The 14866-nt window shown below is 64.6% G+C and carries 14 protein-coding genes; all 14 read left to right on the forward strand.

Features of this window, described 5'->3' with window-relative positions; translation table 11 throughout:
• The first annotated feature begins 3 nt into the window (after window positions 1-3).
• The 14 genes from nuoG (at window position 4) to mtnK (ending at window position 14721) form a co-directional block, all read left to right on the forward strand.
• A complete protein-coding gene (nuoG, locus tag XH91_RS16340; RefSeq protein WP_128951518.1) occupies window positions 4-2079 on the forward strand; it encodes an NADH-quinone oxidoreductase subunit NuoG in 2076 nt (691 codons plus the stop codon).
• Window positions 2080-2085: 6 nt separating this feature from the next.
• Entirely contained in the window at window positions 2086-3153 is a 1068-nt protein-coding gene (gene nuoH / locus XH91_RS16345; RefSeq protein ID WP_128951519.1) for an NADH-quinone oxidoreductase subunit NuoH, read from the forward strand.
• 8 nt (window positions 3154-3161) lie between these two features.
• Window positions 3162-3656, forward strand: a complete 495-nt coding sequence (gene nuoI, locus XH91_RS16350; RefSeq protein WP_191093171.1) for an NADH-quinone oxidoreductase subunit NuoI — start codon at window positions 3162-3164, stop codon at window positions 3654-3656.
• Window positions 3657-3665: 9 nt separating this feature from the next.
• Window positions 3666-4304 carry an NADH-quinone oxidoreductase subunit J gene (locus XH91_RS16355; RefSeq protein ID WP_128951520.1) on the forward strand — a complete coding sequence of 213 codons (639 nt, stop codon included), beginning with the start codon at window positions 3666-3668 and terminating at the stop codon, window positions 4302-4304.
• Window positions 4301-4609 (forward strand): NADH-quinone oxidoreductase subunit NuoK, encoded by a 309-nt coding sequence (gene nuoK, locus XH91_RS16360; protein ID WP_008547737.1) that lies wholly within the window; start codon window positions 4301-4303, stop codon window positions 4607-4609. Before XH91_RS16355 ends, nuoK begins: the two co-directional genes overlap by 4 nt.
• An 8-nt stretch (window positions 4610-4617) precedes the next feature.
• A complete protein-coding gene (nuoL, locus tag XH91_RS16365) occupies window positions 4618-6726 on the forward strand; it encodes an NADH-quinone oxidoreductase subunit L (RefSeq protein WP_128951521.1) in 2109 nt (702 codons plus the stop codon).
• Window positions 6727-8235, forward strand: coding sequence for an NADH-quinone oxidoreductase subunit M (locus XH91_RS16370; RefSeq protein WP_128951522.1), 1509 nt, complete (start codon window positions 6727-6729; stop codon window positions 8233-8235). It abuts the gene before it with no gap.
• A 22-nt stretch (window positions 8236-8257) separates the two neighbouring features.
• Window positions 8258-9694: an NADH-quinone oxidoreductase subunit NuoN gene (gene nuoN, locus XH91_RS16375; RefSeq protein WP_128951523.1), complete on the forward strand. Its 1437-nt coding sequence runs from the start codon at window positions 8258-8260 to the stop codon at window positions 9692-9694.
• Window position 9695: 1 nt separating this feature from the next.
• Window positions 9696-10502, forward strand: a complete 807-nt coding sequence (locus XH91_RS16380; RefSeq protein ID WP_128951524.1) for a biotin--[acetyl-CoA-carboxylase] ligase — start codon at window positions 9696-9698, stop codon at window positions 10500-10502.
• Entirely contained in the window at window positions 10502-12172 is a 1671-nt protein-coding gene (locus tag XH91_RS16385) for a ribonuclease J (protein WP_128951525.1), read from the forward strand. Before XH91_RS16380 ends, XH91_RS16385 begins: the two co-directional genes overlap by 1 nt.
• Window positions 12173-12215: 43 nt before the next feature.
• Window positions 12216-12620, forward strand: coding sequence for a methylmalonyl-CoA epimerase (mce, locus tag XH91_RS16390; RefSeq protein ID WP_128951526.1), 405 nt, complete (start codon window positions 12216-12218; stop codon window positions 12618-12620).
• Between the two features lie 10 nt (window positions 12621-12630).
• A complete protein-coding gene (locus XH91_RS16395) occupies window positions 12631-12906 on the forward strand; it encodes a DUF1467 family protein (protein ID WP_128951527.1) in 276 nt (91 codons plus the stop codon).
• A 142-nt stretch (window positions 12907-13048) separates the two neighbouring features.
• Window positions 13049-13396, forward strand: coding sequence for a hypothetical protein (locus XH91_RS16400; protein ID WP_128951528.1), 348 nt, complete (start codon window positions 13049-13051; stop codon window positions 13394-13396).
• Window positions 13397-13431: 35 nt separating this feature from the next.
• Window positions 13432-14721 carry an S-methyl-5-thioribose kinase gene (gene mtnK / locus XH91_RS16405; protein WP_128951529.1) on the forward strand — a complete coding sequence of 430 codons (1290 nt, stop codon included), beginning with the start codon at window positions 13432-13434 and terminating at the stop codon, window positions 14719-14721.
• Window positions 14722-14866 lie beyond the last annotated feature (145 nt).

Raw genomic sequence — 14866 nt, forward strand, 5'->3', positions numbered from 1 at the left:
CGTATGACCAAGCTCATCATCGACGGCAAAGAGATCGATGTTCCCGCCGACTATACGCTGCTTCAGGCGTGCGAGGCGGCCGGCGCCGAGATTCCGCGCTTCTGCTACCACGAGCGCCTGTCGATCGCCGGCAATTGCCGGATGTGCCTGGTCGAGGTGAAGGGCGGCCCGAAGCCGGTCGCATCCTGCGCCTGGGGCGTGCGCGACTGCCGTCCGGGCCCGAAGGGCGAGCCGCCGGAAATCTCGACGCGTTCGCCGATGGTGAAGAAGGCACGCGAAGGCGTGATGGAATTCCTTCTCATCAACCATCCGCTGGACTGCCCGATCTGCGACCAGGGCGGCGAGTGCGACCTGCAGGATCAGGCGATGGGCTACGGTGTCGACACCAGCCGCTTCGCCGAGAACAAGCGCGCGGTCGAGGACAAATATCTCGGCGCGCTCGTCAAGACCTCGATGAACCGCTGCATCCAGTGCACGCGCTGCGTCCGCTTCTCGGCGGAAGTCGCCGGCGCGCCTGAAATGGGCGCGACGGGGCGCGGCGAGGACATGGAGATCACGACCTATCTCCAGCATGCGCTGACCTCGGAGCTTCAGGGTAACCTCGTCGATATCTGTCCCGTGGGCGCGCTGACCTCAAAGCCCTATGCTTTCGCGGCGCGTCCGTGGGAGCTCGGCAAGACCCAGTCGATCGACGTGATGGACGGCGTTGGCTCTGCGATCCGCGTCGACACCCGCGGCCGCGAGGTGATGCGCGTGCTGCCGCGCATCAACGAGGCCGTGAACGAGGAGTGGATCTCCGACAAGACTCGCCACATCGTCGACGGCCTGCGCACCCAGCGCCTCGACCGGCCCTATATCCGCGAGGCCGGCAAGCTGCGCGCGGCGAGCTGGCCGGAAGCTTTTGCCGCGATCGCTGCGAAAGCGGCGCGCACCGACGGCAAGCGCATCGGTGCGATCGCCGGCGACCTCGCCGGCGTCGAAGAGATGTTCGCGGCGAAGGATCTGCTCGCCAAGTTCGGCTCGGCCAATCTGGCGGTGCAGGGCGGCGACGCCTTTGATCCCGCGCTCGGCCGCGGCTCCTATATTTTCAATCCGACGCTCGCGGGCGTGGAGCAGGCGGATGCGCTGCTCATCATTGGCGCCAATCCGCGGAAGGAAGCGGCCGTGTTCAACGCCCGCATTCGCAAGCGTTGGCGCGCCGGCGGCTTCAAGGTCGGCGTGATCGGCGCCAAGGCCGATCTCACCTACGACTATGATCATCTCGGCGCGGGCACCGAGACGCTCGGTGAGCTCGCCTCCGGCAAGCACTCCTTCATGGATGTGCTGAAGAACGCCAAGAATCCCATCGTCCTGGTCGGCGCAGGCGCGACCTCGCGTCACGACGGCGCTGCCATTCTCGCGGCCGCCGCCAAGCTCGCGCTCGATGTCGGCGCGGTGAAGGACGGCTGGAACGGCTTCGGCGTGCTGCACGAGACCGCTTCGCGGGTCGGCGCGCTCGACATCGGCTTTGTTGCCGGTCAGGGCGGCCTGAACGCCGCGCAGATGACGACCTTCGGCACGCTGGACCTGCTGTTCCTGCTCGGCGCGGACGAGATCAAGGCACCTGACGGCACCTTCGTGGTCTACATCGGCACCCATGGCGACCGCGGCGCGCACCGCGCCGACGTGATCCTGCCGGCGGCTGCCTACACCGAGAAGTCCGCGATCTACGTCAACACCGAAGGCCGCGTGCAGATGACCGGCCGTGCCGCATTCCCGCCGGGCGAAGCCCGCGAGGACTGGGCGATCATCCGCGCGCTCTCCGAAGCGCTCGGCAAGAAGCTCGGCTATGACTCCCTTAGCGCGCTGCGCCAGGTGATCTTCAAGGCCGTGCCGCATCTGATCCGTCTCGACCAGATCGAGGCCGGCTCCGCCGACCAGATCAAGAAGCTGGCGGGGAAGGGCGGCTCGTCCGAGAAGGCGCCGTTCAAGGCCGTCATCGAGGACTTCTACTTGACCAACCCAATCGCGCGTGCGTCCGCCGTGATGGCGGAATGCTCGCGGCTTGCCTCCGGGCAGATGCTGACCGCAGCGGAGTGAGCTAGAATGGAATTCTTCGAAAGCGCATTCTGGACCGGCTTTCTCTGGCCGCTGATCATCATGATCGCGGAGAGCGTGCTGGTGCTCGTCGTTCTCCTGGTCGCGATCGCCTACATCCTGCTCGCCGACCGCAAGATCTGGGCGGCCGTGCAGATCCGCCGCGGCCCGAACGTGGTCGGGCCCTGGGGCCTGTTCCAGTCCTTCGCCGACCTGCTCAAGTTCGTTCTGAAGGAGCCGATCATTCCGGCCGGCGCCAACAAGGGCGTCTTCCTGCTGGCGCCTCTGGTCTCCTGCGTGCTCGCGCTGGCGGCCTGGGCAGTGATCCCGACCAACCTCGGCTGGGTGATCTCCGACATCAATGTCGGCGTCCTCTTCATCTTCGCGATCTCGTCGCTGTCGATCTACGGCATCATCATGGCCGGCTGGTCGTCGAACTCGAAATACCCGTTCCTGGCCGCGCTGCGCTCGGCTGCGCAGATGGTGTCGTATGAAGTCTCGATCGGCTTCGTCATCATCACCGTGCTGCTCTGCGCCGGCACGCTGAACCTGTCGGCCGTGGTCGAGGCCCAGCACGTCCGCGGCCTCGCCAGCCTGATCGGCTTGCCGCAGCTGACGATCCTGAACTGGTATGTCTGGCCGCTGTTCCCGATGTTCGTGGTGTTCTATGTCTCGGCGCTGGCGGAAACCAACCGTCCGCCCTTCGACCTCGTCGAAGCGGAATCCGAGCTCGTCGCCGGCTTCATGGTCGAGTACGGCTCCACGCCTTACCTGCTGTTCATGCTCGGCGAATACGTCGCGATCGTCACGATGTGCGCGATGGCCACGATCCTGTTCCTCGGAGGCTGGTTGCCGCCGGTGGACCTGCCGCCCTTCAACTGGGTGCCGGGGATCATCTGGTTCTCGCTGAAGCTGTTCTTCATGTTCTTCCTGTTCGCGATGGCAAAGGCGATCGTGCCGCGCTACCGCTACGACCAACTGATGCGCCTCGGCTGGAAGGTGTTCCTGCCGTTGTCGCTGGCGATGGTGGTCGTGGTGGCCGGCGTGCTGCAATTCGCCGGCATCGCGCCGAAGTGAGGGCCGTCATGGGTATCAACGTCAACGCCACCGCACGCTCGCTCCTGCTGTCGGAATTCGTCTCGGCGTTCTTCCTCGCTATGCGCTATTTCTTCCAGCCGAAGCCGACGCTGAACTATCCGTTCGAGAAGGGCCCGATCTCACCGCGCTTCCGCGGCGAGCATGCGCTGCGCCGCTATCCGAACGGCGAGGAGCGCTGCATCGCCTGCAAGCTGTGCGAAGCGGTCTGCCCGGCGCAGGCCATCACCATCGAGGCCGGCCCGCGTCGCAACGACGGCACCCGCCGCACCGTGCGCTACGACATCGACATGGTGAAGTGCATCTATTGCGGCCTCTGCCAGGAGGCCTGTCCGGTCGACGCCATCGTCGAAGGTCCGAACTTCGAGTTCGCGACCGAGACCCGCGAGGAACTGTTCTATGACAAGGCCAAGCTGCTCGCCAACGGCGATCGCTGGGAACGCGAGATCGCGAAAGCGATCGAGCTCGACGCGCCGTACCGGTGAGGTGAGGGCATGATCCTTCCCGCGCTCTTCTTCTATCTCTTCGCCGCCGTCTGCGTCGCCTCGGCCGTGATGGTGATTGTCTCGCGCAATCCCGTCCACTCCGTGCTGTACCTGATCCTGGCCTTCGTCAACGCCTCGGGCCTGTTCGTGCTGATGGGCGCCGAATTCCTCGGCATGATGCTGATCGTCGTCTATGTCGGCGCGGTCGCGGTGCTGTTCCTGTTCGTGATCATGATGCTCGATGTCGATTTCCTCGAGCTGCGCGAAGGCTTCATCCAGTACCTGCCGGTCGGCGTCGTGATCGGCGGCATCTTCCTGTTCGAGCTGCTCTTGACCGTCGGCGCCTGGGTCATCAACCCGACCGTGAGCAAGACCATCACCGCCCCGATCCCGGCCAACGTCTCGAACACCGAGGCGCTGGGTCTGGTGCTCTATACCAAGTACATCCACTACTTCCAGCTCGCGGGCATGGTGCTGCTGGTCGCCATGATCGGCGCCATCGTGCTGACGCTGCGCCACAAGGCGAGCGTGAAGCGGCAGGACATCAACGTTCAGAACGCGCGCACGCCCGACATGGCGATGGCGATGCGGAAGGTGGCGCCGGGGCAGGGGCTTTCGGATGCCGATGCGGCGGAGTGGGTGAAATGACCATCGGGCTTGGACATTACCTGGCGGTCGGCGCGATCCTGTTCACGCTCGGGATCCTCGGCATCTTCCTCAACCGCAAGAACATCATCGTCATCCTGATGTCGATCGAGCTGATCCTGCTCTCGGTCAACATCAACCTGGTGGCATTCTCGACCTTCCTCGGCGACATCGTCGGTCAGGTCTTCGCGCTGCTGGTCTTGACCGTTGCGGCTGCCGAAGCCGCGATCGGTCTCGCCATCCTGGTGGTCTATTTCCGCAACCGCGGCTCGATCGCGGTTGAGGACGTCAATCTGATGAAGGGCTGAGCTCTCAAATGGTCCAGGCAATTGTCTTTCTGCCGCTGCTGGGCGCCATTCTGGCCGGCCTGATCGCGCTCGTCGGTGCGCATGGCCGCAACCCCTCGGGCGACGAGGTCGAGCATCACGGCGATCACGGCCATGGTGCCCACGCCCATGCCTCTGACACGATCAACGAGGACGCGTCCGTCATCCACGAGAGCCATCACGAGCCTGGCGACGGACATGACGACCACGGTCATGGCCCGGTCGAGCCGGCGGCCGCCGGCTCGCGCGGCGCCGAGCTGATCACCACAGCGCTGCTGTTCGTCTCGGCGGCATTGTCCTGGATGACGCTGGTCGATGTCGGCTTCAATGGCCACGACGTCCGCTACCAGCTGTTGCCCTGGATCTTCTCCGGCGAGCTCGAGGTCTGGTGGACGCTGCGCGTCGACACGCTCACCGCCGTGATGCTGGTGGTGGTGACGACCGTCTCCTCGCTCGTGCACCTCTATTCCATCGGCTACATGGACGAGGATCCGAACCGGCCGCGCTTCTTCGGCTATCTCAGCCTGTTCACCTTCGCCATGCTGATGCTGGTGACGGCCGACAATCTGGTGCAGCTGTTCTTCGGCTGGGAAGGCGTGGGCCTGGCGAGCTATCTGCTGATCGGGTTCTGGTACCAGAAGCCGTCGGCGAACGCCGCCGCCATCAAGGCCTTCGTGGTCAATCGCGTCGGCGATTTCGGCTTCGCGCTCGGCATCTTTGCGATCTTCATGCTGACCAACTCGACCGATTTCGAGACCATCTTCCATGCCGCGCCCGGGCTGTCAGGCAAGACCATCGACTTCCTCGGCTGGCACGCTGACGCGCTGACCCTGACGTGCCTCCTGCTGTTCATGGGCGCGATGGGCAAGTCCGCGCAGTTCCTGCTGCACACCTGGTTGCCGGACGCGATGGAAGGTCCGACCCCGGTGTCGGCGCTGATCCATGCCGCGACCATGGTCACTGCCGGCGTCTTCATGGTGGCGCGTCTGTCGCCGCTGTTCGAGCTCGCTCCGGATGCCCAGGCCGTCGTGATGTTCTTCGGCGCCACCACCGCGTTCTTCGCGGCGACCATCGGTCTCGTGCAGAACGACATCAAGCGCATCGTGGCCTATTCGACCTGTTCGCAGCTCGGCTACATGTTCGTGGCGATGGGAGCGGGGGCCTATTCGGTCGGCATGTTCCATCTGTTCACGCACGCCTTCTTCAAGGCGCTGCTGTTCCTGGGCTCCGGCTCGGTGATCTACGCGATGCACCACGAGCAGGACATCCGCAACATGGGCGGCCTCTGGCGCAAGATCCCGTATACGTTCGCGGTGATGACCGTCGGCACGCTGGCGTTGACCGGCTTTCCGCTGTTCGCCGGCTACTTCTCCAAGGACGCGATCATCGAGGCGGCCTATGCCTCGCATAACCCGTTCTCGACCTACGCCTACCTGCTGACGATCGTGGCCGCCGGCCTGACCTCGTTCTACTCCTGGCGTCTGGTGTTCAAGACCTTCTTCGGCGAGCCGCACGACCAGGAGCATTACGAAGCCGCACACGAAAGCCCGATCTGGATGCTGATCCCGATCGGCGTGCTGGCCGTCGGCTCGGTCCTTGCCGGCTTCCCGTTCAAGGAGCTGTTCACCGGACCGCACGGCGTAGAGGAGTTCTTCCGCGAGTCCGTGAAGATGAACCCGCACATCCTCGAGGACATGGAGCATATGCCGCATCTGCTCGGCTGGCTGCCCTTCGTGATGATGGTCGGCGGTTTCCTGGTGTCCTACACCTTCTATATCCGCAAGCCCTACCTGCCGGTCGAGCTCGCGAACACGCAGCCGATGCTCTACAAGTTCCTGCTCAACAAATGGTACTTCGACGAGCTCTACGACCTCATCTTCGTCCGTCCGGCGAAGTGGATCGGATACCAGCTCTGGAAGAAGGGCGACGGTTTCATCATCGACGGCTTCGGCCCTGACGGCATTTCGGCCCGCGTGCTGGATGTCACCCGCAACGTCGTGAAGATCCAGACCGGCTATCTCTATCACTATGCATTCGCCATGCTGATCGGCGCCGCCGGCCTGATCACCTGGTTCATGTTCGGCTTTGGAGGCCAGTAAATGACAACCTGGCCCATCCTTTCGGTCACGACGTTCCTGCCGCTGGTCGGCGCGCTGATCGTCTACCTGAGCCGCGGTGACGACGAGGCGGCCAAGCGCAATTCGCGCTGGATCGCGCTGTGGACCACGATCATCACCTTCGCGGTGTCGGTGATCCTGGTGATGCGATTCGATCCTGCCAATGCCGACTTCCAGTTCGTCGAGAAGTCGGCCTGGCTCGCCACCGGCATCACCTACCACATGGGCGTCGACGGCATTTCGCTGCCGCTGGTGATCCTGACCACCGCGATCATGCCGTTCTGCATCATCGCGAGCTGGAAGGCGATCTCGAACCGCGTGCGCGAATACATGATGGCGTTCCTGATCCTGGAAACGCTGATGATCGGCACCTTTTCGGCGCTCGATCTCGTGCTGTTCTACCTGTTCTTCGAGGGCGGTCTGATCCCGATGTTCCTGATCATCGGCGTCTGGGGCGGCCCGCGCCGGGTGTACGCGTCGTTCAAGTTCTTCCTCTACACGCTGCTCGGCTCGGTCTTGATGCTGCTCGCCATCATGGCGCTGTACTGGAACGGCGGCACCACCGACATCCCGACCCTGATGCACACCGCCGTGCCGCGGTCCCTGCAGACCTGGGCCTGGCTCGCCTTCTTCGCCTCCTTCGCGGTGAAGATGCCGATGTGGCCGGTGCACACCTGGCTTCCTGATGCGCATGTCGAGGCGCCGACCGCGGGCTCCGTGGTGCTCGCCGCGATCCTGCTGAAGATGGGCGGCTACGGCTTCCTGCGCTTCTCGCTGCCGATGTTCCCGCTGGCCTCGCACGACTTCGCGCCGCTGATCTTCACCATGTCCGCGATCGCCATCATCTACACCTCGCTGGTGGCGTTGATGCAGGAGGACATGAAGAAGCTGATCGCGTACTCCTCGGTCGCGCACATGGGCTTCGTCACCATGGGCATCTTCGCCGGCACCATGCAGGGCGTCGCCGGCGGCGTGTTCCAGATGATCTCGCACGGCATCGTCTCGGGCGCGCTGTTCCTCTGCGTCGGCGTCGTCTACGACCGTCTGCACACCCGCGAGATCGCGGCCTATGGTGGCCTCGTCAACCGGATGCCGCTCTACGCGCTGACCTTCATGGTCTTCACCATGGCCAATGTCGGTCTGCCCGGCACGTCAGGCTTCGTCGGCGAGTTCATGACGCTGCTCGGCACCTTCAAGGTCTCGGTCCCGACCGCGTTCTTCGCCACGACAGGCGTGATCCTCTCGGCTGCCTACGCGCTGTGGCTCTACCGCAAGGTCGTTTTCGGGGCGCTGGTCAAGCCGACGCTGATGAGCATGAAGGATCTCACGTTCCGCGAATGCGTGACCTTGTTCCCGCTGATCGCGCTGACGATCCTGTTCGGCGTCTATCCGAAGCCGGTGCTCGACATGTCGGCCGCCTCGGTCCAGCAACTCGTCAATAATTACAACACCGCTGTGACGGCCGTGAAGGCCGCCGCACTGCTCCAGTGATCGGGCAGGTCAGGATATCGCCATGAGCATTACGACTGCAGGTTATCAACTGGCGCCGGTGCTGCCCGAGATCGTGCTCGCGCTCGGCGCCATGGCGCTTCTGATGCTCGGCGCCTATCGCGGGCAGGGGACCACGGGCACGGTCACGACGCTCGCGGTGCTGCTGCTGATCGTGGTCGGCGTGCTCGAATATATGCTGCCCGCTGGCAAGCAGGTGACGTTCGGCGGCAGCTTCATCGTCGACGACTTCGCCCGCTTCATGAAGATCCTGGCGCTGGTCGGCTCGGCGGTGACGCTGATCCTGTCGACCGAGTTCCTGGCCGATCCGTCGCGCCGCATCTTCGAATACGCCATCCTGGTGCTGCTCTCGACGCTCGGCATGATGGTGTTGATCTCGGCCGGCGATCTGATCTCGCTCTATCTCGGCCTCGAATTGATGTCGCTCGCGCTCTATGTCGTGGCGGCCTCGAACCGCGACAACGCCAAGTCCACCGAGGCCGGCCTGAAGTATTTCGTGCTGGGCGCGCTGTCCTCGGGCATGCTGCTCTACGGCTCCTCCCTGGTCTACGGTTTCACCGGGACCGTCAGCTTCGCCGGCATCGCAACGGCCGCGACCGCCGCGAATGTCGGCCTGGTGTTCGGCCTGGTGTTCCTGCTCGCCGGCCTCTGCTTCAAGGTCTCGGCCGTGCCGTTCCACATGTGGACGCCTGACGTCTATGAGGGCGCGCCGACCCCGGTCACCGCCTTCTTCGCCTCCGCGCCGAAGGTCGCCGCGCTCGCCGTCTTCACCCGCGTCACGCTGACCGCATTCCCCGGCATCGTCTCGCAGTGGCAGCAGATCCTGGTGTTCGTGGCGATCGCCTCGATGGCGCTGGGCTCGTTCGCCGCGATCGGCCAGAGCAACATCAAGCGCCTGATGGCGTACTCCTCGATCGGCCATATGGGCTTTGCCCTGGTCGGCCTCGCCTCCGGCACCGTCGAGGGCGCGCAGGGCGTGCTGATGTACATCGTGATCTACGTCGCGATGACGCTCGGCTCGTTCTCCATCATCCTCGCCATGAAGCGCAACGGCCAAGCCGTCGAGCAGATCAGCGATTTCGCCGGTCTCTCCCGCACCAATCCGCTGCTGGCCTTCATGTTCGCGATGCTGCTGTTCTCGCTCGCGGGCATACCGCCGCTCGCCGGCTTCTTCGCCAAATGGTACGTCTTCGTCGCCGCCATCAAGGCGAATTTGTTCACGCTCGCCGTGATCGGCGTGCTCTCCAGCGTCGTGGGCGCCTACTATTATCTGACCATCGTCAAGACGATGTATTTCGACGAGCCGGCCGGTCAGGTCGATCCGGTCAGGTTCGAAGTGAAGACAGTGCTCGCGGTCGCGGGCCTGTTCAACATCCTGTTCGCGTTGTTCGCGGGCCCGGTGGTGAGTGTCGCCTCCGCCGCCGCCAAGTCGCTGTTCTAGGATGGGCTTCGCGCTCGGTCCTCGCGCCTCTGCTGCGGGCTACAAGCTCGCCGCCCTCGAACGGACCGGCTCGACCAATGCTGACGCCATCGAAGCGGCCCGCGCCGGCGAGCGCGGTCCGATCTGGTTCGTCACGTCACAGCAGACGGCCGGTCGCGGCCGCCGCCAGCGCCCCTGGATTGCGCCCAAAGGCAATCTCGCCGCCAGCCTCCTCGAAGTCCTCGATATCGCGCCTGCAGTGGCCGCCACCATCGGCTTCGCGGCCGGGCTCGCCGAGGAGGCCGCCCTCGAGAGGGTCAGCGTCGAGGCTGCGCTGCGGCTCGGCGAGGGCAGGCCCCGCTACACCTTGAAATGGCCGAACGACGTTCTGGCCAATGGCAAGAAGCTGGTCGGCATCGGTCTGGAGGCCGAAGCTGTCGGCGATCGCCTCGCCATCGTGGTGGGCATCGGAACCAATATCGTGGCGGCGCCCGAGGGCACGCCGACGCCGGCCGTGTCGCTCGCGGCCCTCGGCGTCCAGATCAGCGCCGAAGAGCTGTTCTCGGCGCTCTCGGACGCCTGGGTCGAGTTCCGTGGCCTCTGGGACAATGGCCGCGGCTTTGCCGAGATCCGTAAGCTGTGGCTCGAGCGCGCCGCCCGCCTGGGCGAGCCGATTGCGATCCATACGGGAACCACGGTCTTGGAAGGCATCTTTGACACGATCGACGACACCGGCTGCCTGATCGTCCGCACGGCCGACGGCCGCCGCGTTCCGGTGGCGGCGGGAGAGGTGTTCTTCGGCCCGGTCCGTTCGGTGGGAGCTGCGTGATGGCGAAGCCCGACGAACTCGTGTTTGCGCCGCTCGGCGGTGTCGGCGAGATCGGCATGAACCTGTCGGTCTATGGCCTCGGCAACCGCCACCAGCGTTCCTGGTTGGCGGTCGATCTCGGCGTCTCCTTCGGCGACGAGGAGCATCTGCCCGGCATCGACCTGATCATGCCCGACATCTCCTTCCTGGAGAAGGAACGCAAGAACCTGATGGGCCTGGTGCTGACCCACGCCCATGAGGACCATTTCGGCGCCATCATCGACCTCTGGCCGAAGCTGAAATGTCCGATCTATGCGACGCAGTTCAGCGCGGCGCTGTTCGAGGCCAAATGCGCCGCCGAGCGCAATGCGCCCGTCATCCCGGTCACCGTGGTTCCGTCTGGCGGCCGTATCGATGTCGGCCCGTTCAACGTCGAGTTCATCCCCGTTGCGCATTCGATTCCGGAAGCGCATGCGCTGGCGATCCACACCGAGGCCGGAGTGGTGCTGCACACCGGCGACTGGAAGATCGACCCGACCCCGACGCTCGGACGTCCGACCGACGAGAAGCGGCTGCGCGAGCTCGGCGAGGAGGGCGTGCTCGCCCTGATCGGGGATTCCACCAATGCCGTGCGCGACGGCCGCTCGCCCTCGGAGGCCGAGGTCGCCCGCACCATCATCGATCTCGTGAAATCAGCCAAGGGCCGCGTCGCGGTCACGACTTTCGCCTCCAACGTCGCGCGCATCAAGGCCGTGGCCGACGCGGCAAAAGCCGCCGACCGCGAGGTCGTCGTGGTCGGCCGCGCCATGGAGCGCGTGGTGCAGGTCGCGCGCGAGACCGGCTTTCTCGACGGCGTGCAGAACTTCCGCTCGCCCGAGGTCTACGGCCACTTGCCGCAGGACAAGGTGCTGGCGCTGTGCACCGGCAGCCAGGGCGAACCCCGTGCGGCGCTGGCCCGCATCGCCAATGACGACCATCCTGAAATCACGCTCAACCGCGGCGACAGCGTGATCTTCTCCTCGCGCACCATCCCCGGCAACGAGAAGGCGGTCGGCTCGATCATCAACAATCTGGTGCTGCAGGGCGTCGAGGTCCTCACCGATCGCGACCATCTGGTCCACGTCTCCGGCCATCCCCGCCGCGACGAGCTGCGCGACATGATCTCCTGGGTGAAGCCGCAACTGCTGATCCCGGTCCATGGCGAGGCCCTGCATCTGAACGAGCACGCAAAACTCGCGCGCGCCGCCGGCGTGCCGCGCGTGCTGGTCATTCGCAACGGCGACCTCGTCAAGCTCGGCCCCGGCGATCCCGGCGTGGTCGGCGAGGTGCCGTCGGGCCGGCTCTACAAGGACGGCGCCATCCTGGAGGATTCCAAGTCCCGCGCGGTGGTCGAGCGCCGCCGCATGGCGTTCTCCGGCTGTGCCTTCGTCGCCATCGCCATGACCGCGCAGGGCGAGCTTGCCGATGAGCCCGAGGTCGATCTGGTTGGAATCCCCGACAAGAACCGGGCCGGAGAGCCGTTCGACGACATCGTCTTCGATGCCGTGATGTCCACGGTCGAGGGCCTGCCGAAGGCGCGCCGGCGGGATCCGGACGCGCTGGCGGAATCGGTGCGACGCGCCGTCCGGGCCGTCATCAATGAACATTGGGGCAAAAAGCCCCCCTGTCTGGTCCACGTCCTGACAGTGTAGGCTGGGCGTGGTCTTTCGGATCATGCCCTGAGGGAGAAGAAGCATGCTGGGTCGCCTCAACCATGTCGCGATCGCGACCAAGGACGCCGTCAAGGCCGCGAGGATCTACGGTGCTGCATTCGGGGCGCAGATCTCCGATGCCGTGCCGCTGCCCGAGCATGGCGTCGTCACCGTGTTCGCGACGCTGCCCAACACCAAGATCGAGTTCATCGAGCCGCTCGGTGAGGCGTCCCCGATCGCAAAATTCGTCGAGCGCAACCCCGACGGCGGCATCCACCATGTCTGTTACGAGGTCGTCGACATCATCGCCTCGCGCGACACGCTGGTGAAGGAGGGCGCGCGCGTGCTCGGCGACGGGGTGCCGAAGATCGGCGCCCACGGCAAGCCGGTGCTGTTTCTGCACCCGAAGGACTTTTCCGGCGCGCTGGTCGAAATCGAGCAGGCATAAGACCCCGATCATGGCCGCCCAGATTTCAACCGCGCTCGCAATCTACTTCGTCATCTGGTGGATCGCGCTGTTTTTGACGCTGCCATTCGGCGTGCGCAGCCAGCACGAGGATGGCGTCGGCGCGCCCGGCACCGACCCGGGTGCGCCCGTTCTGACCGGCATGAAGCGCAAGCTGGTCTGGACCACGATCATCTCCGCGATCATCTATGGTCTCGGCGTTGCCGCCTATCACGCCGGCTATCTTTCGCTCGAGCGTCTGTCGCGATTGATGGGAATGCCGTTTTAGGCGAGTAAGAAACGAGGATGTCAACCAGGCTCGTCATTGCGAGCGCAGCGAAGCAATCCAGAATCCCTCCGCGGCAAGACTCTGTATTGCTTCGCTGCGCACGCAATGACGGCGGAGATAGTTCGTATAATTGGGGGAGCAAATGACTTTTCAGAGGATCGTCGTCGCGCTTCTGGTGCTTGTGGTCGCCGGCCTTGGCGCGATCGGCTTTATCGAGTGGAGGATGGCTGTGCAGGTGCGAACGCTGAAAGCGTTCGTCGAAGGCTATGTCTTCAACGAGGCCGTGATCGCGTGCGAGCAGGCCAAGAGCTCGACGCCGTTCAAATGGAACGGCGGCAAAAGCACCTCGGTCATCGGCCTGAACTCGGTCAAGCTTGATAAATACACCGTTAGCGCCAGCTACACCCTGGTGGCGGACAACGTTTATTGTGATTACGATCCGATCAAGAGAAAGGCCGAGATCGGCTCGAGCTTCCTGGAGCGGGAGTAGCGATCCGGCCGTGCCGAGCACGGGATTGGATCGTCATGGCGCACGAGCAGGCGGGGGACTATCGGATTCTTCAGGAAGCGGCCTTGCGGGACTATCTCGCAAGCCTGCGTGATATCAAGGCGCGGCTCGGCGGCGAACCGGCGTCTTGGTCCATCACCGAGGTCGGCGACGGCAATCTCAATCTCGTCTTCATCGTCAAGGGCGCAAGCGGCGGCATCGCCGTGAAGCAAGCGCTGCCTTACGTCCGCCTCGTCGGCGAGAGCTGGCCGCTGCCGCTGTCGCGGGCGCATTACGAATATCTCGCCTTGTCCCGGCAGGCCCAGCTTGCTCCGGGTCTGGTGCCGGCCTTGCTGCACCACAACGAAACGCTGGCGCTCACCGCGATGGAGCTGCTCGAACCCCACATCATCATGCGCAAGGGGCTGGTCGCCGCCACGCGCTATCCGCGCTTCGTGGACGACATCACCACCTTCATGGCGCGGACGCTGTTCTTCACCTCCGACCTCGCGCTCGTTGCTGCCGAGAAGAAGGAAGCCATCGCCGCCTTTGCCGGCAACCATGCGTTGTGCAAGATCACCGAGGATCTGATCTTTACGGATCCCTATCGGATTGCCGAGCAGAACCGCTGGACGACACCGCATCTCGACGGCCTTGCCGCATCCTTGCGCGAGGACATGGAGCTGCATGTCGCGATTAGCAGGTTGAAGCTGAAATTCATGGCGAGCCCGGAGGCGCTGCTGCATGGGGATCTCCACACCGGCTCGATCATGGTGACTGCATCGGAGACGCGGGTGATCGATCCTGAGTTCGCCTTCTACGGTCCGATGGGGTTTGACGTCGGCGCCGTGCTGGCCAATCTGCTGATGGCCTATTTCGCCTCCGCCGGTCATGAGCGCGCGCCGGGCGAGCGGCGCGAATTCGAGACCTGGGTGCTGGAGACGGTCGACCAGGTCTGGAACGAGTTTTCGCGAAAATTTCTCGATCTGTGGCGTTCCGAGGCCGGCGGCGACGCCTATCCGGTTTCCCTCTTCGCCGGCGAAAAGGGCGCAATGCGCCTCGAGGCCGAGCGGCAGGCCTACATGCAGCGCCTCTTCACCGACACGGTCGGTTTCGCCGCGGCCAAAACGATCCGCCGCATTTTCGGCCTCGCCCACAATATCGATTTCGAGCTGATCGAGGATCCGAGGAAGCGGGCGATGAGCGAAGCGCGCGCGGTGCGGCTCGCGCGCGGGATGATGGTGGAAGCGGCGGCGTTCCGGACGATCGCTGACATCACCGGCTCGGCGCGGAAGTTGCGGGATTGGCAGCCGGAACTGACGGGTTGACGGAATTTTAGCGAGCAGCGGCGCTCTGCGCCCGCAAGGACAGGACGGGGCAACATACTTGCCACGAAAGCCCAAGGGGCCGGGCGCGCCTCACTACCGGCTCCCGGCCGCGCTGCCCTTGACGGCGATCGTGTGATTTCCCCCG

Origin of the sequence: Bradyrhizobium guangzhouense (assembly GCF_004114955.1) — a bacterium.
Lineage (GTDB): Bacteria > Pseudomonadota > Alphaproteobacteria > Rhizobiales > Xanthobacteraceae > Bradyrhizobium > Bradyrhizobium guangzhouense.